We start from the raw sequence: 23300 nt of genomic DNA, 5'->3' as shown, positions 1-23300 counted from the left end.
TTAATTTTTTATAAAAGCTCATATCTCTTGAGCGCATTCCAGATTCCGTCGTCCTCAAGGTGAGTTGTGACAAAATCAGCTATATTCGCGATCTCATCCGCACATCTGCCCATGGCTATACCTGTTCCGGCAGTCTGAATCATCTCCATATCATTTATGCTGTCTCCGAAAGCAAAAGTGTTCTTTACATCCTCCGACAAAAGCTCACATACTTTCTCTATTCCGGTACCTTTATTAAAGCCCTTCGGAACCATCTCGACAACATCGGCGTTATGGATCATATAATCATAAAGATCTTCAAGCTCAGCAAAACAGCTCTTTGTATCACATCCTGTAGTTACGCAGGACAGCTTGTTTATCTGCCAGTTTCCCCAGTTATCCGTGATACCGCGGAGCCTGTCTCCCATCTCCGCCATTACTTTTTCGCCGTACATATCGCCCTCAAAATCTTTTCTGTCCATATACAGATAATCAGGCCCTTCAAGAATCAGCTTAAAACCATAACGTTTAGTCGTCTCAACAGTCCTAATGGCGTCTTCCCTGCTGATAAGCCTGTTATAGATAGTCTTTCCGCCATACTCGATCATGCATCCGCAAGCTGACACTATCCCATCAAATCCTATTCCTAACAGCTCTTTATTACTTACAAAAGATCTTGCTCTTCCGGTATTGATAAAACACTTGTGTCCGTTCTTTTTGGCTCTTCTTATTCCCTCTTTGGTGCTCTCCGGTATGTAATTCTTGTAATCCCAAAGAGTTCCGTCAATGTCAAAAAATAAAATCATCAAATATCTCCACCTTAAATCCACCCTCCGTCAAGGGTTATAATCTGTCCGGTCATGTATTCCGGCGAATCTGCGAGCATGACCGCAAGCTTTGCTACCTCTGTAGCTTCACCCATTCTTCCTGCGGGTATCTCATCCTCAAGCGCGCTCAGATCCTCTTCTGTCAAATGTTCTCTGTTCATAGCCGTATCAATAACTCCGCAGGCTATGGCATTAACCTGGATGTTGCTCGGTGCAAGCTCTTTGGCCAGTGCCTTGGTGAAAGCATTCACTCCGCCTTTCGATGCGGAATATGCAACCTCGCAGGATGCTCCGACAGATCCCCACACAGAAGTTATGTTTATTATCTTACCACAATGTTTTCTCAACATGACAGTCGCAGCCGATTTACATGTAAAAAAAACTGAGTCGAGATTGGTACTCATGACTTTCCGCCAGTCAGCGACGCTCATATCCGTAAGAAGTCCTATGTGCGCTATCCCCGCATTATTTATAACTATATCTATATCTTTTATCTTCCTTGCAAAAAGATCACTCACAGAGTCATAGTCGGCGGCATCGCATTTGAAACTGCTGCATTCAACCCCATACTCTTTTCGAAGATGTTCGGCAAAGCCGGCCAGTTCTTTTTCACTCTGCTTGCAGGTCAAAAAAAGTTCATCCCCCATAGCGGCAAATGCTTCAGCAATTGCTTTTCCTATTCCTCTTGATGCACCGGTTATAAGAACTTTTCTGTTCACGGGCTCACCTCCTTATAAATATATGATACTACAGACTAGATTGGGATATACACTAAGCTCGAAAAAACCTCGCTAAGTGTATCCCCATGGCTCGCACTAGCCTCGAAAATACCTCGGCAAGTGCTCTGCACAATCCATAGCGGAGCGTTTTTTATTTGATAGGAATTTCCTATCAAATAAAAAATACGCCGCTCAAATCATTGAGCAGCGCATATGAATCATGTTGAATAAAATATTAGCAGCAACGTGAAATTGCATCAATAACAGACTCTTCAACAAAAGGCTTTGCGACAAACTCAGCAGCTCCGAGCTTAACCGCTTCCATCATCTTATGTTTCTGTCCTGCAGCTGTGATCATAACAACCTTAGCGTTGGGATCAGCTTCTCTGATAAGTTTGAGTGAATCGATACCGTCAAGAACAGGCATAGTGATATCCATTGTAACGACATCGGGCTTAAGTTTCATATACTCATCGAAGCCTTCCTGTCCGTTGACAGCCTCTCCAACTATTGTATATCCTGCTCTCTCCAATATATCTCTCAGAACCCTTCTGGAAGTTCTTGAATCATCAACAATTAAAACGTTCTTCATTTTCTTATAGTCCTCCAACCTATTACTTGGTCGTAATTTTTATATCTTTTGAAATGGCAATGAGATATTTTACTTCTCCGCCGCAAATGTAAACAGGCATTACCATGATCTCATCACAGCTTGTCTCAGATTCTGTAACACTGAATCCGGGTGGCTCAAGCTCGATAAACTTAGAATTCTTACTCTGCTCTGTTACATATAAACCATTAATACAATTTATAAGTTCACAAACTGCGTCAAGCGCATCTTCTTTTGTTTCTATAAACTCTTCCTTAGTATACGCCTTAGCCATTCTCTGAACATCTTCATAGTTGCCCGAGATGCCTACAAACGCATTCTGATCACCGTGGAATTTCTGATAACCAAGGACTTCATCCTTAAGATTATTGGTTTTGTACGCCTTTCCAACATAAACATGACTATCCACAAGTCTGTACATGTTTTTGATACCCATGGAAAACATACCTCTGTATATCGGGTCTTCTGTCTCAAGGAAAAGAGGTACGATTTTCTCAACATCACCGGACTTCAATGTAGCCATATCTGACTCTGTAAATCCGTGAAGCTTCTGATACTCTTCCTCAACCTCAGCCAACTTACTCATAGAAATGCATCCCATATCCGTAAGTGCCTGAATGAAAGCAAGATACGGATTTCCCTGCAATTCCACAAGACGGCTAACCTGGGCCTCTGTCAAGTACCCACGCTCGATGGCAATATCACCAAAGCGCTTATCCATAGATGCCTGCATGGCATTTACTTGTTCAGCCTGGGCAATAGTCATTAGCTTCTCTGCAACAGCTATAACTCCCAGCTTAGCGCAATTGGATTCTTGTATCTGATATGCCTCTTCGAGCTGACTCTTTTCAAGTAAGCCTTTCTCTACCAAATATACACCAATTAGACGATCGAACATTGCTGTAGCTCCTATACATAAAAATTTATTGATAACTTACAGTACCATTTTAGACCATTATTCGTATATTAACAAGCCTTTATTATTCGCTGACTCACAAAATAACGTATGCCAAGACAACGCTTAATCATTCAACATCGTCTTGGCATACTGATTTAATAAATTTTTATTATGTTTTTCTTAATTATTTTCCATATGAGCCATAGCGCCGTTGACAGCTCTGCTCACCGCATCATCTCCGGTCTGTTTCTTCTGCTGCTGAGCCTTGGTCTCCCTGTACGCCCTGTTGGCACTGTCTATGGCAATAATCTGCTCCTTTGGCATAAAGATCCTGTGTCCTGCGGGATTAATAGCCACGCCGTCCTTATCCCGGATAAATCTTGCAATATCGCTGAAAGAAAATACTGCAGCGTTCCACTCGTGTCCGAGCTTCATCTTGCTAAACTCGAAACCGTCCGTAAATACCGGCATGAATATCTTATCATCGGCAGTTTTTACCATAAAGAACGTAAACTTCGTATCTTTTCCCATTCTCACTCTGCCGTTCTCAGTCTTTTCGGCACGTCCCTCATACTGCATGGGAACGATGAACTTTCCGTTAAAAAGATTTCCGAGCATCCTCTTTTCTTTAAGTGCGAGAATCTCATCTCTCTTCTCATATTTTACGGGCCATCTGCGTTCTTCAAGCATATCAAGCATCGAGAAAGAAAGCTGTGGATTGATAGGAGCATCTTTTTTCACACCGTTCCATTCTCCAAGAGCCGCCGTGATCTCATCTCTCTTAAACTTCACTCTGTATGCGCCGTTATCGATTATCAGATCCTCGAAACCTATGCAGTAAAGGAAATCGAAATATCCCCTTCTGTTTGTGCTCTCTTCCTGCTCAGGCTCAACCTGTATCTCTTTTACCATAACCTGACGGTACTGCTTGATATAGAGTTCTGCAGCCTCTTCCGCCATTTCTTTACTAAAATACAGAAGACCGTGACCATGATCTATAAACGGATATCCCGTTGTCTTGTCGTAGATAACATATAAGATCTTGGCATCCCTGATCCTTCGTATTACTTCGTTATAAACTTTTCTTCTGTTTCTCTCGTAGTCAGGTATAGGTTCTTCTCTGTCGAATTCATCAAAAGTAGTCAGAACAAACAAAAGCTCCTGATCGTTCAGCTCTCGAAGTTCGTCTATCGAAACATCATCCTCATATATGATCTGTCCGATCACATCCTTGCGGTCTATAGGCACTGTCTCAGCAAGGCACGCCTCTACACCGGGCATGTTCACGTTATTGATCTTAGGTATTGTAGGCCATTCAAGATCGGCGTGAGCTCTTCTCACAGTCTCAAGCTCCTTTTCTCTGGCCTTTCTAATTTCTTCTCCAATCTGCTCGGGATGAAGCTCCTTATCTTTTTTGCCCCCTAATCTCTTAAAAAGTCCCATCTATTCCTTCCTTCGTCCGATGATAATTCATCAGCTCTCGTAAAATGTTTTTGATACCCCTGCAAGATACTCGGGGTCACGGCTTCCCGCAGATTCATAGGGCGAATGCATAGCAAGCTGAGCAAGTCCTATGTCAACAGTATTAATGGAAACCTGCGCTGTCGAGATATTCCCAAGTGTCGATCCTCCGGGAATATCAGAGCGATTGGTAAATGTCTGATACGGAACATCTGCCTTCTCGCATATAAGTTTAAATGTGGCTGCGGATACCGCATCCGTTGTATATTTCTGATTTGCGTTATATTTAATAACGATACCGCCGTTCATTACCGGCCTGTTCACCGGATCTGCCTTCTCCTTGTAGTTAGGATGCACCGCATGTGCATTGTCGGCAGAGATCATAAAACTGTTTGCGACAGCAGTATAGTATTGCTGTTTTGATCTTCCAAGACCTTCATTTATTCTGACCAGTGTGTCCTTTAAGAAAGTAGAATCAGCTCCCTGCTTTGTTCCGCTTCCTACCTCTTCATTGTCAAAAACACAGTGAAGAACCGCATTATCAGAATCTTTTGCCTCCAAGAATCCCTCAAACGTGGTATATACACACTCCTGATCGTCAAGCCTTGAACTTGCGATATACTCGTTGTTTGCGCCCCAGAATGTAGGTTTTACCCTGTTATATAAAAAGAGATCGTGGCTTAAGATATCTTCCTTTTTTACCCCCGCAGCTTCCGCTACAATTTCAAAAAATCTGCCTTTTGAGCTTCCGTCTCCAAACAGCGGCAGGCAGTCGCTCTGCGGATTATACTTCGCAGCATTGTTCGCATCGCGATTCATATGTATTGCAAGTGAAGGGATCATCAAAAGATCTCTGTCCACATTTACAAGCTTTGAAACAAAGCCTCCCTTTTTGTCTCTTACGATCAGTCTTCCCGCAACAGAAAGCGGTCTGTCAAACCAAGGTGCACAGAGCATTCCTCCGTACTTCTCAGTATTTAATCTGACATACGTCGATATCTCTTCCATCTCAGGATTCTCTTTTATCTTAAAAGAAGGAGAATCACTGTGACTTGCGATCAGATAAAAACCTTTAAAATCCTTATCGGGAATCCTGAATGAAATTATTGAAGAATCATTCCTTGTAACAAAAAATTTTCCGGGCTTAAGTTCCCACTCATCAGTCTCCTTAAGTTCTGCATATCCTCTGCCGGCAAGTTCTTTCTTAAGATTGTCGACTACGTGAAAACATGTAGGTGACTCGTCAATAAACTTAAGCATTTTTTCTGTAATATTCTTCATGATATAATTCCGCCTTTTTACCATTTTTGACACGGTGAATCATTATGCCCTGAGCATTTCCTCGGGTATAAGACTCGGATCGAAGAACACTTCCGACCGGTTGTCGATGATGAGCTCATGCTTTACCATATCTCCGGATGCCCTGTCATAGGTATCCTTATAAATCTTGGAGATCCGGTAATATTTATCGCCCTCTTTGGTAAAATGATGTCCTTCTTCAGACAACCCGTAGTAATTTGGAAATTCCTTATTACTGCGAATCTCACTGTAGAGATTCTCTTCATCACACCATACAAGAAGCTGTACATCTTCATCTGTGTCATTTCTAAATCTGTAATCTATATAATTATAACTTACAGACGTACCGGCGTTCAACGGTATGCGTTTTCCCTCATCAGGAGCAAGCGCATCCGAATGTCTGTGGAATTCCGTGTCGGTCAAAGGGCTTTGCAGAACTGCCCTGTTGATGGTATTGGCCAAATTGCAGAGCCCTCCGCCATAGCCTTTCGTAAGCTTGCCGTTTATAATGACTCTGCCTTCCCGATATCCTCTTTTTGCCGAAGTGTTTCCGACTCTGTTCCAAAAAGAAAATGTCTCACCGGGATGTATGATAAGCCCGTTCATACTCATGCAGGCAAGGCGGATATTATGTGCCTTATTCTGCTGTGTGACGGGATCGATACCTTTTCCTCGTTTAATAAGATGCGAGCTGTGTGATGCGATAAGGTGCGAAAACGGCGTCTCATTTATTTCATGTGCCATCTTCTCCTTCGACATCATATTCTTAACGTGACGTATAAAAATATTTTTTTGTAACGAAAGCTTGTACGTAAACGGACATAGCTCGCAAAAAAGCTTTCTCTTACTTTCAGCACCCACTGAACGTATTTCTCCTACCCTAAATCTATTTTTGCCGGCTTTCTTGAAATATGGAATATTATCAAGATCATTTTTTCTAAGATTCTCTTAAAACCGCACCATTCAAATCTTTTCAGTCTTATGTAATCAACAAGAACAGATCTGATGCCAAAAGAATTCGCACCGACAATATCTATAAATATCCGGTCGCCGACAGCGATCGTGTTATCTTTTTCTGTTCCAAGAAGTTCAAACGCCCGTTCATACCCTTCGCAGGCCGGCTTTTTGGCAGAATATACATACGGTGTATCTATGTTCCTCACAAAGCGCTTAACTCTCTCCTCACTGTTATCCGAAAGCAAAACAGTCTTTATATTCGCAGCATGAATCTTTTTAAATAACTCTTCTATTTCTTCTGTTGCATCATCGCCGTGGTGAACAAGCGTGTTATCAATATCAAATATGATTCCCCTTATCCCCAGGCTGTACAGTTTTGCATAATCAATGTTAAAAACACTTTTCACATGTGCCGCCGGAAAGTAACTTTCAAACATAGTCAAAACCTTATATATAACTGCAGACTAAGTTCATCTGCTTGCAATAATCATCACCGAAAGCATGGTCAAAAAAGGCACTACCTATCGTAAATGCCCACGGTGAAGCTTTTTTTATCTCATCAATTCGTTCGTAGCTGTTCACACTTCCTGCGATACACACAGGTGCATCAACCTCCGAAACAAATCTCCTTATAAGCTCTCCGCAATCGCCTGTATATCTATATGCAAGTAAATCGATCCCGTAGGCTCCTTTTTCAATATACGATTCGGCCTGCGCGATCATTTGATCGATATCGCCTTCCAAAACAGAGGGCCTGCCACATACATCACCCACAAAAGGCATGTAGCGTATTCCGTGTTTCTTGCAAAGTTCGTTTACGGAATCAAAGAAAAAAGTTCCCATAAGAATATCGCATCCGCAATCAACGGCCATCAGCGCGCCCTGTATGCACAATTCTTCAGTATATGCAACAACTTCAAGCACTGCGGTTTTTCCACATGCTTTTATGCTGCCGAATAATTTTTTCATCTTATCAAGCGAAAGCCCGTCTTCCTTGAAGCCCCAATATTTCACGTCGGAATCTTTGCATATCTCAAAAATCTCAGGTGCGTCAGGCACTGTTCTGTCATTGTATGTAAGCATCGCTATCAGTTCCGTTCCGTCACCTTTTCCCCGAACAGACATAATATATTTCCTCGCTTTTCCAACCTATGAAGTTATTTATATGCCTTATCACGTTATTGTTAAATTAATTATATAAACAAAGCATTAACATTCTAGCACGCACCACCTACCAATATCAAGACGTTTTCGCAGAACTATATGTAAATTTTTTTTGAACTTTTCGTCCTCTTATACTGCATAGAAAAAGAGCTCCCAGCTCTTTTTCAAAGTCGAAAGCTCTTTAATTGCTATATTTTTCAGCTTGCTGCATTTATGCATATACAAACCAGATGAAAAGATACCCCATCACCACTGCAGTCAACGTGAACGGAACTCCTATCTTCATGAAATCTCCGAAAGAAACTTCATAGCCCTCTTTCCTGAGCATTCCTACTCCGGCAATATTCGCCGAAGCTCCGATAGGTGTAAGATTACCTCCCAAAGTTGCTCCAACCAAAAGACCGAAGTACAAAAGAAGCGGATTGGCCGACATCGCTGCTGACAGGCTGCCGAGTACAGGAAGCATTGTCGCAACATACGGAATGTTATCGATAAATGCCGATATGGCAACAGAGCCAAATACTATAACCGTATACAGCATAAAGATGTTGCCATTTCCCGCATCTGCAATAATTCCGGCAAGTTCATCTATAATCCCGACATTTGTGATTCCGCTTATAACGCAGAACAATCCCGCAAGAAGGAACATCGTGTCATAATCAATTGCCCTAAGTGAATGCCACATACTGTCCGTTCCCTTTGAAAGAAATATCTCCCAGACAATGTTTATGATACCGCAGACCATACAGATTACACCGTTTGTGATCTCAGGCTTATTCTGGAAGAAGGATGCAATGATAAGAAGAACAACATGTCCAAGCATCATGATCGTAGGAACATAGTCCGTAACAACCGTCTTCTCATCGGAACTTACAGGCTCTTTGTCTTTTCTGAATATCACCATCATGATCGGAACCGTTGCAAGCGCTCCAAGTTGCACCGCAAAAAAGATTCCGGGATGTCCCTGCATCCAGAAGAAATCATTAAAGTCCATCTTAGCCGCACCCGCGAGCATTATCGAAGTCGTATCTCCGACAAGTGTCGCAGCGCCCTGCAGATTGGAAGAAACCGCTATACATATGATCATTGAAACGGGCGATATCTTGAGTTTTTTGCAGATGGCAAGTCCAACCGGCGCAACCATAAGTACCGTCGCTACGTTATCGATGAATGCGGATATGATTCCCGAAAAAAGTGACATCAGGATCGTAACCCACAACACGTTCGGTGCCAGATCAAGTAATTTATCAGCAACCAGATTCGGCATCTTGGATTCAATGAAGTAATCCACAATGACCATCGTTCCGAAGATCATAAGAAGGACATTCCAATCTATCGCTGAAAAAACCTGATTATACGGAAGAATTCCCGTAAGGACAAAGATAAGTGCTGTCGAAAGCGCCACATAAGCTCTTTTCTTCGGCAAAAATATCATAAGAACATACATTGCAACAAATAAAACAATGGCTAAAGTTTTCAAGTTTTCGCTCCTTCTACCAAAATATTTATTACATATAAAACCTGATCTTCAGGTCACGTACATCTTCCATCGCTTCAACACACAATCTCTTAAGCGCATCAAAGTATTTTCCGAGTCTGTACTGTGCAAATTTTGCATTGTAAAAAATAATATTCCAGCCATCCCCACACTCTGTAAGAACATCATAAAGAGCATCAAGATTGCGGCCGTAATAATCAGGAAGCGGCAGTGTTTCTACCAGCGCTTCCTGCAATTCTTCTTTTGTTGATACTTCTGTCAAATCAATATAAAAGACCTGTTCCATAGTTTAATATACCTGTTCAAAGTTTTCATAGTGATCGTCTGTATAATACACGCTTCCGTCATCGGAGTAAACTATTCGCTTTGCTCCTCTTGAATCCGCGCCGAGCGTATCTATATCACATTCCTTGTACTTCTTGCCGTCAGGAAGTTTTCCTTCGTTGTTACCGAATTTATCTCCGCCTATGCACTTTCCTTCCGCAAACTCATCAAGTCCTCCGCCCGTCCAGCCAAGCTTCTTGGCCTCAGCCTTGGTTATGAAGTTCGAAGGAAGTTTTCCGTAAGTGTGAATATAAAGAGCTACATCATCCTTGGACGTATACGAGCCGTCTTCTGCAATTTCCGGTGCCGACTGCTCAGCCTCAGCCGCTTCCACATCAGCGGCCTCACTTGCAATTTCGGATGCAAGCGCATCACCGTCAAGCGTCATCGCATTTCCCGCGCCGTCGCCAAACAAGATTGACAGATCCTCAGCGGATATCTCACGCACATTGGAATCGGAATACGAAGCTTCATCTTCTCCTCCGGAAAGCCCTCTTGCGGCAAATATTCCGGAGCCTATTGTTGTAAATACCATAAACAACAGCATTACAAGAGCAACTATCCTGATGCTGTTCTTATTTTTTTTCTTAAAAAAATTCACTTCTATACCTCTTTAATCTATATACATATTTTCAGCAAGCTCTTCCCTTGAAAGGAAAGGTGCAAGATCTTCAAGCGGAGGACTGCTAAGGCTTCCGTCGGGCTCTCTTCTCGCAGAGCTCTTGGGTGCCCATACCTGTTCCGTATCTGTATAAACTTCCACGAACACAGGACTGTCCGCATCTACCGCAGCTTTCATCTTATCTTCAAGTTCAGCTCCTGTCAAAACCCTGCTGTAAGGATAACCGAATGCTTCCGCAATCTTGTCAAAAGAGGGAAATGCAAGATCTCCGCTCTCGGGGCCGATTCCAACTTTGGAAAACTCCTTGAAAAGATTGTTCTGAGTAAGTCTGATTGAATGATACCCCTCATTATTTATGAGAAATACCTTGATCGGGAGCTTGTTTGTGATAACAGTCTGCAGCTCCTGAAGATTCATCATTATACTTCCGTCGCCCTCAAGACATATCGTTTCTTTTCTTCCTGCCGCGATGCAAAGACCTATCGCTGCGGGAAGTCCGTATCCCATGCTGGCTACCGCGTTGTTTATTATAAATCTCGTACCTTCTTTTACTACCCAGCTCTGATGGCCTGCAACGCAGCACGCACCGTTACTTACTGCAGTAAGGCTTCCCTTCGGAAGTGCCGCAGAAAGAGCTTTGATAAATCCGTATACGTTAACCTTGTTATCCCCCGTATGTAGCTGTTCTTCAGATACAACGGGATATTTTTCTTTCCATGCTACGCACTGTTTTCTCCATGCATCCGCAGGAGAAACGTAAGTCTCACCGCACTCATTCGCCGCTACAAGGAGCTTTTCAAGAAACTCTTTTGCGTCAGCGTGAATCTTAACATCAACATGAACAGTGTGCTTCTCCATCTCAGCAGGCTCAATGTCTACCATCACTACCTTGGCAGCTCTTGCCCATGTTCCCCAGGTATAACCAACCTGTCTTATAGAAAGTCTGCTGCCTATAACAATGACAAGATCGGCATTCTGTATCGCAAAGTTACCAGGTCTGTCACCCATATTGCCGCCACGTCCGCAGTAAAGCGGATTGTCTGTCTCGATCAGATCGATAGAATTCCAATATGTGCAAACAGGTACACCGAGCTTATCAACAACTTTTCTGAACGCTTCAAAGCCGCCGGAAATTCGCACTCCGCCACCTGCATAGATAACGGGACGCTCAGCTTCTTTGACCATCTTTATAACATCATCGACAGTTTTCTTATCAACTTCCGGAACGGCTTTCTCGTAAGAAGCCGCCTCTTCTTCTGTGTAGCCCCTTAGAGAATCCGGATCTATCTCTGCGCCCTGGAAATTAACAGGGACATCAATCCATACAGGTCCGGGTCTTCCGACATTCATAAGATGCCATGCTTTTTCCATGTGATATCTTATATCCGCAGGATCTTCAAGCATAACCGCATACTTGCACATATGCTCGGTCATTCTGGTTATGTCATACTCCTGATCTCCGAGAGAACGAAGTCCCGTGCGGTCATACTCTTTTCCCATGAGCTTATGCTCATATCTTACTGTTGTATCATAGCGAACCTGACCGCTTACAACGAACATAGGAAGCGAATCAAGCCATCCACCGAGCACGCCGGTTATTGCATTTGTGCCGCCGGGTCCCGATGTGACACAAAGAGCCGCAACTTTGCCATCATATCTTGAGTAGCTCTCAGCCGCTATCGCTGCGCCCTGCTCATGATGGAAGTGCGTACATGTCATTCCACCGGTATGTCCAAAAGAATTATTCAAATACATAGCGCCACCGCCTACTACAGTGAAACAGTCGGTGACGCCCTTTTTTACCAAAAAATCTGCAATATAATCAGAAACTCTCATATCTTACCACCTTATCCAAGGTGCTCTACCTGTTTCAACAAGCTCTGTAAGTTCATCTCTTTCTCTTGCAGTATCCATGCACTTCCAGAAGCCGTCGTACTTATATGCTACCATTTCTCCGTCTCTTACAAGATCGTGCATAGGCTCTTTTTCAAAGAATGTAGCATCGCCCTCGATATAATCAAATACTCCGGGCTCAAGAACCATGTAACCGCCGTTAATACGTGCGCCGTCCATGCTTGCCTTTTCTCTGAAATCATTGATCGTAGAGTTATCACCTTTATCAATATCAAATACACCAAAACGCTGGCCTGCAAGAATTGCTGTTACAGTCGCAAGCTTACCGTTCTGCTTGTGAAATTCAAGAAGTTTTGTCATGTCGATATCGCACACTCCGTCACCGTAGGTCATGAAGAATGCCTCGTTTCCGACATGCTCTCTGATTCTCTTGATACGTCCACCTGTCATGGTGCTGTATCCTGTGTCGACAACAGTAACTTTCCAGGGCTCAGCCTTCTGAGAATGGAATGTTGTCTTGTTCTCATTTGCAAAGTCAAAAGTGACATCGCAGTTGTGGAGATAGTAGTTTGCGAAGTATTCTTTTATGACTTCCTGCTTATATCCCGCACATATAATAAACTCATTAAATCCATAATGGGAATATTCTTTCATAATATGCCAAAGTATAGGCTTTCCACCTATCTCAATCATCGGCTTCGGGCGAAGATGGCTCTCCTCACTAATCCTGGTACCAAAACCTCCCGCTAAAATTACAACTTTCATTATCTCTTTCCTTCCGTTAAGTTTACATAATGCCGTCGGTGTCAAAGATTTATTCCGTGAGCACTGCGGCAAATATGTACAATTTTTGCTCAAGTTGTGCCAAACACTGCGATAAGCCCAGAGCAGTAATCAATCGTGCAAGGGCACTCATGATTACTTGGTCTTATCTCCGTGGCACAAATATCGCAAAATATTGTACATATTTGCCTCTGTGGTCACGGATGAAATCTTCTCGTAATCATGGTCCACTACGATACGAAAAGTGATGACACATCATATTCATTTTTTTCGGTATTTATTTCAATAATAAATTACATAGTAATATACTACTTTTTGAATTTTTTTTGTAGTCCATTATTTTATATCTTCACATTCTCAATCATTACTGGAATTTTTCTCTGTGCGCATTCCATTGCGGTGGTGCCTGTGTCTCCGTAGTAGGCGTTCCATTTGTCGATATAGGAAAGGCTCAGGTTTTCTTCGTCCCAGATGATGCCTTCGGTGTTCTTTGCTTTCTCGATAAAGGATGAGTATCTCTCGCGGACGAGGGGGGCTGCTTTATCGAGGTTTGCTGTGAGGTAGTCCTGGGGGACAAAGATTGCTACGAGATTGCCTGAGCGGGCTGAATCTGCAAAGGTATCGAGGACTCTCTCGAACTTATCGACAGCTGCTTCTCCGTGGTACATAAGTGTGCTTATTGTAAAGTAGTAAACGACAGTTTTGCGGTCTGCGTATTTTCCGAGGAAATCTCGCCACTGTGCTTCTCTTTCAGCATCATCGTCAGATGATTTGCCGGTGTGTGCATGCTTAACTTCAGCATCGGTATCGGTGCATTCACTTGAATCAACTGTTTCACTGCCGCAATCTTCCGTTTTTTCACTCTCAATCTGCTTCTGCCAGTCTTTTCCGACATACGGGGAAACTTCGATCTTATTCTCCCAGTAGGCTCTTGTCTCTTCTCCGGAAAGTTCGATAAGCTTCTTAAGATACAGTTCTCTTTGCTTCTCTGACTTAAGAAGCACCTTATCGGAATTGACAACAGCAGGCTGCTCCGCAAGGATCTCAATTCCTCTGCACGCCTTGTCATCATCATCAATCGGATCATCGATATCAAAGCAGGGAACATATATTAGTTCATCGGTAGCGTTTACAATATTGGAAGAATAAAAGAATTCATGCACTGTAAGCGACGTATTCCACTCATCATATGGAACCTGTATCACTATCACATCAGGATGAACTCCCGCATAATCAAACGTCTCGCAGTCCTCTATATTAAGATACTCAGGGAAAAGAGCTCTTTCATCATGCATCTCACCGACTTTTCCAAGGAAATTGGCATCATAGAAATTTATCGGAAGCACATGAACGTCATGTCCTTCAGATTTATACTTGTGCCAGAGGCCTTCCATCGTATCCCACCAAATTGCTCTGCACGGAAGAAAAACTACAGTCTTTTTCTCCTTTTGAGGCGCAGGCGTAAGCATTCTGCTCATATATCTTCTTACTGACAGAAGCATCGCATTGGCATCAAACGTATATCTATAGGGATTATGCCCCATCTTCTCTGCAAGAGCTCTCTCCTGACTGATATAAATGGGATACTCATGCATTCCTCCGCCCTTATGAATCTCCATGTAATTACCGTAATCACATGAAAGTTTATAGTCATAACAACACGGCACTTGCACCGTTGTATTTTCATACCTCATACCAAAAGACTCTGTAAAAGCTTTTTTAGGATAGATATGATTTCCGTACTGTAAGTAAAAAGGCATCATAGCAACCTGATCTGCCTCTGATACAGGACATTCCATATATATTTTTTCAATCAATTTATTAAGCTCATGCGTGAGTTTTTTACCTCTTCGCAGATGGACATGGTTTTCTTTTTCCACTTCAAGCAAAAGAAACTCAATATTCTTCGCAAGACTTCCCAGCTCATCTGCCGCCTCAACTGCATCATGCACCATTATCACTTTTTTAGCTCTGGCCAGTCGATCCTTTTCTTTTGCCTCATCCTTATAGATTCCATCCATTGGAAAAATATCAATACCCACGGTGTAAGGGCATCCGCTAAACTGCCCAAGATGATTCTCACTGCAATCTATGGTATTACAATTTACCACTCTTCCAAGGTAATTGTCATATCCCTCTTCAATATCTTTTATTCTAAGAAATATGTACACGCTAGGCATTTCTTTTTTGGCAAGTTCAAAAAAGCGCTCATAATCATCACGCAGCATAAAAATATCAAAATCGTCATCCCACGGGATGTATCCGCCGTGACGCACCGCGCCAAGGAGCGTTCCGTAATCCGCAAACCACTTTATATCATACTTTTGGCACAGCTTATGAATATCGGATAACATCTGAAGCTGCCCAGCCCAATAGCGCTTCATCATTGTAGGAATATAAAAACCGTTCCTCACCTCTTCTCTGAAAAAAGAGTCGGGAAAGCTGATATTTTCAAGCGGTACGATATTCTTCTCTTCATCGGGATTAGTATTGATCATTATATTTTACAGGCTCCTTTTCCAAATATGAAAAATCAAGCTTTCTTATTGCAGGGATTATCTCTGAATATTCCGCATTTTTGCCAAACAAAAGAGTTGTACCGAGAACAAAACCGTCCATCTTCTTCGGAACATACTCCTTCATCCTCTCCGCGCCGCAAGCGCCGTCCCAGTACAGTTCAAAGCCCATCTTTTTCCTGAGATGAAGCAGCACGTCAATCTTCTCACCTACAAACGGAAGAAACATCTGACTGGCATTTCCGGGATTAACAGCCATGACAAGAACTCTGTCGACAATTCTAAGCTGCTCTCTTATAGATTCCACGCTTGTTCCGGGATTTATCGCTATTCCGGGATGCATTCCGTAATCAATTATCTTCTGGATTGTTGCAGACGGATGATACTCCGCCTCGGGATGGATATATACTGTATCTCCCTTACGAAGGTATCTTAGAAAAAGCTCTATATTATTTCTCGGATGCTCGATCATAAGATGAACATCAAGAGGTTTGCTGCTCACCCTTGCAATAGATATCATGTCATAGAGAGACATGGCAAAATTATTTACATACCTACCGTCCATTATATCGATGTGAAAAGAATCTATTCCCGCAGCCTCAAGCGCTCTTACCTCTTTCTCAAGATTGCCGAAATCAGCGCACATCATAGACGCCGTAAGCACAAAATTATTCATAATTCCCCCTTGCAAATAAATTGCCTGTTTGAAAAAGGCATAGATTACCTAAAAAACCATTTATATTTTATCATAGATAGCTGTCAAAATGGGCATAATTACTCACTTTATATACCAATTCCGACTAAAATCATGCAGAAAAAGGGCTCCGTTTCCGGAGCCCTTTTCGGTAGTTGCAATTATGCAAATGACCATTATTACTTGTGAACCATATACAATTATCCGAGAAGTGAAAGAACACCCTGATTTGTCTGGTTAGCCTGAGCCAGCATTGACTGTCCAGCCTGTGCAAGGATGTTATTATTCGAATACTTAACCATCTCGGTAGCCATATCTGTATCACGAATCTGTGATTCAGCAGCCTGTGTATTCTCAACTACGTTGTCAAGGTTCTTGATTGTGTGCTCAAGTCTGTTCTGAACAGCACCGAGGTCAGATCTCTGCTGTGATACCTTCTCAAGAGCTTTCTTGATTGTATCCATAGCCTTAAGAGCCTTAGAACCATCTGTTCCTGCAACAGTGCAGTTAGAACCTGTGATGCCGATTCCTGTGCACTTCATAGATCCGATAGTAACAGTAATCTGGTTCTCACCATCTGTCTCAGAACCAACCTGAAGTTTCTTATCTTTGAAAGAACCATCCAAAAGTTTCTGGTTGTTGAACTGAGTAGCTGAACCTGTTCTGTCAATCTCAGTCTTAAGCTGTGAAATCTCTGCATCAATGTAAGCACGATCTGTTGACTGAAGTGTCTCGTTAGCTGCCTTTGTAGCAAGCTCGTTCATTCTCTGAAGCATATCATGTACTTCGTTAAGAGCACCTTCAGCTGTCTGAACTGCTGAGATACCATCCTGAGCGTTAGCAGAAGCCTGTGTAAGACCTCTTACCTGACGTCTCATCTTTTCAGAAATTGCAAGACCTGCTGCATCATCTGCTGCACGGTTGATCTTGTAACCTGATGATAACTTCTCACTTGACTTAGCCTGAATACCAGTTGTGATTCCAAGCTGTCTGTTTGCATTCATTGCTGTGACGTTGTGTTGTACTACCATAATATAATTCCTCCTTGAATTTGTACGGTGGCATCCTTGCCACTCGTTTGCTCGTTACGAAATAGTTCTTAGTGCTGGCCTAAAAACCATCTCTGTTTTGTTTTACACTATTATTATCGACCATAATTCTAAAAAAATAACCCCTAAATTGAAAAATAAATTATAAATTTTCTATAAAGAAGCATTTCGAAGAAATTCAATATAAATCGCCCCGGATGAGAGGTCCGGGGCGATCTTATATATTAGTGGGTTATGTTTTTTACCTAAAATTTATTACTGAAGGAGTGAAAGAACACCCTGGTTTGTCTGGTTAGCCTGAGCAAGCATTGACTGACCTGCCTGAGCAAGGATATTGTTGTTAGAATATCTAACCATTTCCTCAGCCATATCTGTATCACGGATCTGTGACTCAGCTGCCTGTGTATTCTCAACTACGTTATCAAGGTTCTTTATTGTATGCTCAAGTCTGTTCTGGATAGCACCGAGGTCAGATCTCTGCTTTGATACAGTTTCAAGAGCATCCTTGATCTTCTGTATTGATCCCTTTGCATTGACACCACTTGTTCCTGTAACCTTAATATTTGTTCCGTCAATCTTAAGACCAGTTGCTGTAAGAGCTATAATGTCTATTCTGATCACATTATTTGCTGAATTCTCTGAACCAACCTGAAGATTCTTGTTAGTAAATGTTCCGTCAAGAAGATTAGTATTATTAAACTGGGTAGAAGCACCTGTCCTGTCAATCTCATCTCTAAGAGCATCAACCTCTCTCTGGATGTATGCACGATCTGTTGTCTGAAGAGTGTCATTAGATGCCTTGATTGCAAGCTCACTCATTCTCTGAAGCATATCGTGTACTTCGTTGAGAGCTCCTTCAGCTGTCTGAACTGCTGAGATACCGTCCTGAGCATTTGCTGAAGCCTGTGTAAGACCTCTTACCTGACGTCTCATCTTCTCGGAAATTGCAAGACCTGCTGCGTCATCTGCTGCTCTGTTGATCTTGTAACCTGATGAGAGCTTCTCACTTGACTTAGCCTGTACATCTGTTGTGATACCAAGCTGTCTGTTAGCATTCATCGCTGTGACATTGTGTTGTACTACCATATTATTATCCTCCATGAACGGGGCCGCTTCCCTGCTGCCTTTTTCATCCTTTCCATATTGTGCAGCTTGCGCGGACTCCCTTCCATGGCTGCTTGTTTTTTTGTTTTACACTATTATTATCGGCTGTGTTTTCGTTTACTTAACCCTTTTTTTAATTTTTTTCAAAAAAACATACAATAATGAATTTTTTTCTACTTTTTTCGAATTTTCTCTAAAGTAAAAGAGATTACTGTCCGATATATGGCAGCAACCTCTTTGCACTAATCTTATATTCAATTCTTCTTATCCAGAAACTGCGGAGGAATATCTTTGAAATTATTCATAGTCCTGTAGTAATTAAATGCCACAGCGGAGGACTGCTTATTTGCATTCATCTGACGTCGCGCGGTATCAAAATAATTCTCTGCAAGCTTCTTATTTCTATGTTCTGCAGCCTCAATAGATGCGCTCTTTGCGGTAATATCCTGTATCAGTGCCTGCATACGGCGTATCTGATCCGCATATGCTTCTTTGTTGGCTCCGACATCTTCTTTTATCCTGTCAAAAAGAGTCTGAAAACCATCATCTATAGCACCAAGTTTATCGATAAGTTCTCCCTTTTTATCGACGGTAGCATCAAAAGCCTCTTCATCAACATTTTCGGGATCGGACAGAATTTCTTTTTGCTTCTCATTCTCTGTCTCAATCTCTGTCATTATATCAATCTTCTTTATAAGGCTTTCTTCCAGCATATCCATACTTGAAGATAACATGCGCACTTCCCCCTTAGATAAAACTTACGCCGGAAACACAACCTGTATTTCCGGCGCGGTCTCTAATGACTATTATAGCGAATTTGCACGCAATCGTCATGCATCCTTTACAACAATGTTGTTTGCCTTCATGACTTCTACCCAGTTATCCCTGATGGCATGCATATGCTTATTGACTTCAGCAATAATATCTCTGTCCTTGTTGATATTTGCTTCAACAAGTCTTCTTCCTATATATGAATACATATTCTCGAAGTCCTGAGCAACAGCATACTTCATATCAAGTGTGTTTCTGAGATAGTCAATGATGCGCTCCGTCTTCATAATATTCTCATGCGCCTTGGACACATCGTTATTTTCTATCGCATAATCCGCGATATTAAGGAACTTTATCGCTCCGTCATAGAGCATAAGTGTAAGTTCGGGGCCGCTTGCACCCATAACTTTATTATTCTTGTACTGAGCATAAGCTTTCTGTTGAGTTGTCATTACCGGCATATGTGATCCCTCGCATTCTGTATAAAATATCCGTATAATCCAGTTAAAAAATTATGCCATCAGCCTCCTCCGCCAAAGAAACCTGAAAGAGAGGAACTGTTACTGTTTATCTTGGAAAGCGTCGTCTCCATGGTAGCAAATTTTCTATAGAATTTATCCTGAGCTGCCTCAAGTGCTTTCTGTGCATCCGAGATCTTAGTATTATAAGCGCTGTACTGAGAGGCCATAAGCTTATCTTCATAAATTGTAAATGCGCTTCTTAATTCATTACCCCTCATAAGATTAAAGAGCTTATCCGAAAGAGCCGATGAAAGCTGTGTAAAAAAGCTCTGTACCATTTCAGGATCAGATGATATAGCAGCTCCGAGAAGATCTGCATTTCCGCTGCTTGAAGAATCATCCTTGTCACCGTCTATATGCAATACTTCTCGCTCATTCTCACCTGTAGAAAAATAGCTTCCTGTAGAAATTCCAAAGCCGGCAAGAGTCATCTTACTTGACGTTCCGTCTTTGCCTTTTACTTCAAAAGATTTGCTCATGACTTCTTTTAGAGCATTCCTAATCGTACCGAGTGTCTCGTCACCGCTAAGGAGTCCGTCTTTAATCTTTTTCTCCCACTCCTCAACCTCTTTGTCAGACATCGCATCTTTCTGATCGTCAGTCAGCATCTTGTACTTCTTGGCTTTGTCTGCATTGTACGACGTAGCGATATCTTTCATAAGATCGTTGTAATCTTTTATCAGCTTCTTTATATTGTCATAGATTCCGCTTGTATCCTGCTTGGTAGAAAGAGTTATTCCCTTTACTTCTTCATTGGCAGTTATTGTAAGACCGTTGATCTCGAAGGTATTTGTATCAGAATAATAATCTTCGCCGTTAAGGACTATATGCGCCTGGCTTGCTTCTATGTAATTCTTTCCGTTATCGACAAATCCAAGCTTTTTCATTGCTTCACTTGAATCCGCTGCTGCGTCAACAGTGAAGGATGCAGCTGTTCCCATCTCTTTTGAAGCCACATAAAATCTTCCGTTTCCTTCATCATAATTAAAATTAAGAGAAGTACCCGTCACTGAGGATTTAGCACTTTTTAACTTACTGAGAACACTTTCTATTGTATCATTTTCTTCGATATTAACTTCAATTGTATCCGTTTCTTTACCGGCTATTTTGAACTTAAGAGTTTCGCCCACGATTCCAAGATCGGACATCTTCGTATCCTTGGTCGCATTCTTTCCGCCGACCTCAATCTTTTCACCTGTAAGATATGACGCCTTTGCAAGACTATCAATATCCAGCGACTGAGTAGCATTCATAGCATTCTCACCTGTAACAACAGTTACAGCACTTGAATTCGAAGCTGTCGTAGTCTTCTTTGAATACGCAGCTGAAAATTTCATTGTGGTCAGTATGCCGTTATAAAAATCGTTGACCTTCTTATTAAGTTCTTTAAGCTTATCCTGCTTCCAGGAAAGCTTCTTCTGTTCTCCGGTAAAAGTATCTACCTTATCCTTCTTTTTCTGGGTAAGAGCAGTGATGATACTCTCTGTATCCAGACCTGAGTTCATTCCTGTAATTCTAATAGGCATATCAATTCTCCTTTCTCAATCCGTGAGATGTAATCGGAAATCCATTCCCGATCGAACCGCTTCGCTACGGCTCGCTTTTACTTAATATATTGTCTGCCACCGATACAGCTTTTTATCTTTTCTCGTCAACAAGGATTCCTGCGATTTCCCATACCTTGGCGATCATATCAAGAGTTTCATCCGGCGGAAATTCCTTGATAACCTTCTTGGTATCCTTGTCCACCATCTTGATAGTCACCCTGTTGGTCTTTTCGTGAATTCCAAAAACAGCTTCAGCATTAGACTGAACTTTCTTGGTCATCTCAGAGATTGCCTTCTTGATCTTGGCATTATCTGCCTGTATCTGTTCCTCTGTCTCAGCTCTTTTGCTCTGATTATTTGCAAAATTTTTTGCAGACGATTCATTATTGGAACCGGCTGAATTATCTGCCGCCTCAACAGTCAGATCCATTGCCTGAGCCTGAGCGTTAACTTCATAATTTACAACTTCGCTCTGAGCCTGGCTCTGATCTTTTATCTGTGTTTTTACCTGTGGCTGAACCGGCTGAACAATCGGTACAAATCCATTAATTCCATCCATTCCCATAATCCCATACCTCCATGTCAGAATCAGGAATTACCTGTATATATCAACATTTACGAGTATCACTTTCCTCTTTCCGCTATAAACAAATATATGCATAATATTTCTTACTGATTATATCGGACGATGTTCTGTAATCTTTAATCCTTTGGAAAAGAAAATTACAGATTTAATAAACTTTTAATATTTTCGGCAAAAGTTTAGTATAAGCAAACTCATCAAACACCTTCTTTTGCCCATTTTCCGCTATCTCTTTCCTCTCATCTTCATGTTCGAGATAATATGCGGTAAGTTCGATCATCTCTTCGGGTGTACGCGCCATCACAAGTTCTTTGCCATTCTCAAAATATTCATCGATCTCTTTCTGATAAGTAGTTATGAGAAAGCCTCCGGCAGCGAGAACATCAAGCACTCTCAGCGAAACACCCGAAACAATCGATCTTAATGTAATATTGAGATTAACCTTGCTTCGCCTGAATACCAGCGGCATCTTGGTTGTGTAATCGGCTATTCCAAGATTTCTCACTCCTTCTATAGGCTTTGCATCGGGCATCGTATAAAGCACGGTATCAAATCTTTCGCCCATCTTTTCCAGGATATGTCTTCTCTCGTTTACCGTCACCTTTTTTCGTAGCATATCAAGAACTATCCTGTCATAGTCAAGATCGTAATTTCCTGTATCTTCAAATTTGATATACTCTCTGAGCAGTTTGACATGTGCAGGAGTTATGGCCTTTTCATCTGTAAAAAGGTCGTGTCCGTATATCTTTTCCTGAAGATTTATCACCGCATCTATATATTCCTTAAGATCAGGTGGAAGGTACCTCACCCGGTCATAAAAGTTATATTCGTTATCATATAAATTTCCAAGAAAACAGACATCATGCTGATAAACAATATTTCCGCCTGTCTGAGCATCAAGATCCTCGCAGAACTCTGCCAGTCTCTTTTCATTTACTCCGAGCGGAGAATAAGAGACAGTCTCTATTCCCTTCTCTTTCATCTCTCTATAGCGCTCTTTGTCAAAGACAAATACCCTGTTCACGGGATTGGTTATCGTATGTGAATCAAGCGTATAATGCGGGCAGTCAAAAACCCATGACACATACGTCGTATCGTACTTTTGGCACGCATCCGATATGCACGGATAATAGTCAAAGCTGTAGACAATGTCATAATATCTTTTGCCTGCTTCTTCCCTGGTCAAAAGAGCTCTGAACTTATCATCGACCTCTTCGGTGAGTTGATAACCTTCAAGCTTAATTTTAATGACATCAACGTCATGTCCAAGTCTTCTCATGGCATCAATACAGTCTTCGCCATTGAATTCATCCCAGTAGTAGTAAAGTATTCTCATGCTGTCCCTCGTTAATCAAAGAGTCGCTCGCGACTCTTTGCGCGCCGATGCGTGCAAGCTTCAGCTTGCATAATTCATCTGCGCATCGGTCGCATCCATAGCGGAGCGTTTTATATCATAGCAAAGCTATGATATAAACAAGCGGCTACCACCTCTTTCCGGTAGCAGCCGCTGTAACTTCACT

23 protein-coding genes are annotated in these 23300 nt (G+C 42.0%); all 23 read right to left on the bottom strand.

From position 1 onward, the window contains the following. Window positions 1-8 precede the first annotated feature (8 nt). The 23 genes from T356_RS0111395 to T356_RS0111285 all read right to left on the bottom strand — a co-directional run bounded on the left by T356_RS0111395 (window position 9) and on the right by T356_RS0111285 (window position 23116). Entirely contained in the window at window positions 9-785 is a 777-nt protein-coding gene (locus T356_RS0111395) for a Cof-type HAD-IIB family hydrolase (protein WP_035780998.1), read from the bottom strand. Window positions 786-799: 14 nt separating this feature from the next. Continuing rightward, window positions 800-1525 carry an elongation factor P 5-aminopentanone reductase gene (ymfI, locus tag T356_RS0111390; RefSeq protein ID WP_026514588.1) on the bottom strand — a complete coding sequence of 242 codons (726 nt, stop codon included), beginning with the start codon at window positions 1523-1525 and terminating at the stop codon, window positions 800-802. Between the two features lie 235 nt (window positions 1526-1760). Further along, window positions 1761-2117, bottom strand: coding sequence for a response regulator (locus T356_RS0111385; protein WP_026514587.1), 357 nt, complete (start codon window positions 2115-2117; stop codon window positions 1761-1763). A gap of 22 nt (window positions 2118-2139) precedes the next feature. Beyond that, window positions 2140-3033 (bottom strand): chemotaxis protein CheX, encoded by an 894-nt coding sequence (locus T356_RS0111380; RefSeq protein ID WP_026514586.1) that lies wholly within the window; start codon window positions 3031-3033, stop codon window positions 2140-2142. Between the two features lie 180 nt (window positions 3034-3213). Beyond that, a complete protein-coding gene (locus T356_RS0111375) occupies window positions 3214-4476 on the bottom strand; it encodes an SseB family protein (protein ID WP_026514585.1) in 1263 nt (420 codons plus the stop codon). Window positions 4477-4506: 30 nt separating this feature from the next. Further along, window positions 4507-5775, bottom strand: a complete 1269-nt coding sequence (locus T356_RS0111370) for a M18 family aminopeptidase (RefSeq protein ID WP_035780996.1) — start codon at window positions 5773-5775, stop codon at window positions 4507-4509. Window positions 5776-5817: 42 nt separating this feature from the next. Then, complete coding sequence (locus T356_RS0111365) at window positions 5818-6537, bottom strand: VanW family protein (RefSeq protein WP_242846602.1); 720 nt, start codon at window positions 6535-6537, stop codon at window positions 5818-5820. 131 nt (window positions 6538-6668) lie between these two features. Further along, window positions 6669-7187 (bottom strand): YqeG family HAD IIIA-type phosphatase, encoded by a 519-nt coding sequence (locus T356_RS0111360; protein ID WP_035780992.1) that lies wholly within the window; start codon window positions 7185-7187, stop codon window positions 6669-6671. Between the two features lie 10 nt (window positions 7188-7197). After that, window positions 7198-7875: a hypothetical protein gene (locus tag T356_RS0111355; RefSeq protein ID WP_026514581.1), complete on the bottom strand. Its 678-nt coding sequence runs from the start codon at window positions 7873-7875 to the stop codon at window positions 7198-7200. Window positions 7876-8125: 250 nt separating this feature from the next. Then, window positions 8126-9394 carry an SLC13 family permease gene (locus T356_RS0111350; protein ID WP_026514580.1) on the bottom strand — a complete coding sequence of 423 codons (1269 nt, stop codon included), beginning with the start codon at window positions 9392-9394 and terminating at the stop codon, window positions 8126-8128. Between the two features lie 28 nt (window positions 9395-9422). Then, the gene (locus T356_RS20465) at window positions 9423-9698 is read right to left on the bottom strand and encodes a barstar family protein (RefSeq protein ID WP_051563395.1); all 276 of its coding nucleotides are present in this window, start codon (window positions 9696-9698) and stop codon (window positions 9423-9425) included. Window positions 9699-9701: 3 nt separating this feature from the next. Further along, window positions 9702-10337, bottom strand: coding sequence for a ribonuclease domain-containing protein (locus T356_RS0111340; protein ID WP_242846601.1), 636 nt, complete (start codon window positions 10335-10337; stop codon window positions 9702-9704). Window positions 10338-10349: 12 nt separating this feature from the next. Further along, on the bottom strand, window positions 10350-12194 hold the full coding sequence (locus T356_RS0111335) for a thiamine pyrophosphate-binding protein (RefSeq protein ID WP_026514578.1): 1845 nt from the start codon (window positions 12192-12194) through the stop codon (window positions 10350-10352). A gap of 3 nt (window positions 12195-12197) precedes the next feature. Next, a complete protein-coding gene (gene rfbF, locus T356_RS0111330) occupies window positions 12198-12977 on the bottom strand; it encodes a glucose-1-phosphate cytidylyltransferase (RefSeq protein WP_026514577.1) in 780 nt (259 codons plus the stop codon). Between the two features lie 359 nt (window positions 12978-13336). Beyond that, window positions 13337-15493, bottom strand: a complete 2157-nt coding sequence (locus T356_RS0111325; protein WP_026514576.1) for a LicD family protein — start codon at window positions 15491-15493, stop codon at window positions 13337-13339. Further along, window positions 15480-16187 carry a ribulose-phosphate 3-epimerase gene (locus T356_RS0111320; RefSeq protein WP_035780990.1) on the bottom strand — a complete coding sequence of 236 codons (708 nt, stop codon included), beginning with the start codon at window positions 16185-16187 and terminating at the stop codon, window positions 15480-15482. Before T356_RS0111320 ends, T356_RS0111325 begins: the two co-directional genes overlap by 14 nt. Before the next feature lie 218 nt (window positions 16188-16405). Continuing rightward, window positions 16406-17236, bottom strand: coding sequence for a flagellin N-terminal helical domain-containing protein (locus T356_RS0111315; RefSeq protein WP_026514574.1), 831 nt, complete (start codon window positions 17234-17236; stop codon window positions 16406-16408). Window positions 17237-17509: 273 nt separating this feature from the next. Then, window positions 17510-18340: a flagellin N-terminal helical domain-containing protein gene (locus tag T356_RS0111310; protein ID WP_026514573.1), complete on the bottom strand. Its 831-nt coding sequence runs from the start codon at window positions 18338-18340 to the stop codon at window positions 17510-17512. Window positions 18341-18612: 272 nt separating this feature from the next. Continuing rightward, window positions 18613-19092, bottom strand: a complete 480-nt coding sequence (locus tag T356_RS19275) for a flagellar export chaperone FlgN (protein ID WP_051563394.1) — start codon at window positions 19090-19092, stop codon at window positions 18613-18615. Window positions 19093-19188: 96 nt separating this feature from the next. Beyond that, window positions 19189-19590, bottom strand: coding sequence for a flagellar export chaperone FliS (fliS, locus tag T356_RS0111300; RefSeq protein WP_242846600.1), 402 nt, complete (start codon window positions 19588-19590; stop codon window positions 19189-19191). 59 nt (window positions 19591-19649) lie between these two features. Beyond that, window positions 19650-21176: a flagellar filament capping protein FliD gene (fliD, locus tag T356_RS0111295; RefSeq protein ID WP_026514571.1), complete on the bottom strand. Its 1527-nt coding sequence runs from the start codon at window positions 21174-21176 to the stop codon at window positions 19650-19652. A 112-nt stretch (window positions 21177-21288) separates the two neighbouring features. Further along, window positions 21289-21762, bottom strand: coding sequence for a flagellar protein FlaG (locus T356_RS0111290; RefSeq protein WP_051563393.1), 474 nt, complete (start codon window positions 21760-21762; stop codon window positions 21289-21291). Between the two features lie 166 nt (window positions 21763-21928). Next, window positions 21929-23116 (bottom strand): CgeB family protein, encoded by a 1188-nt coding sequence (locus T356_RS0111285; RefSeq protein WP_026514569.1) that lies wholly within the window; start codon window positions 23114-23116, stop codon window positions 21929-21931. Window positions 23117-23300: the final 184 nt, after the last annotated feature.

This window comes from Butyrivibrio sp. LB2008, from assembly GCF_000621565.1.
In the GTDB taxonomy this organism is placed as follows: domain Bacteria; phylum Bacillota; class Clostridia; order Lachnospirales; family Lachnospiraceae; genus Butyrivibrio.
This window is presented reverse-complemented; position numbering and strand designations above follow the sequence as displayed.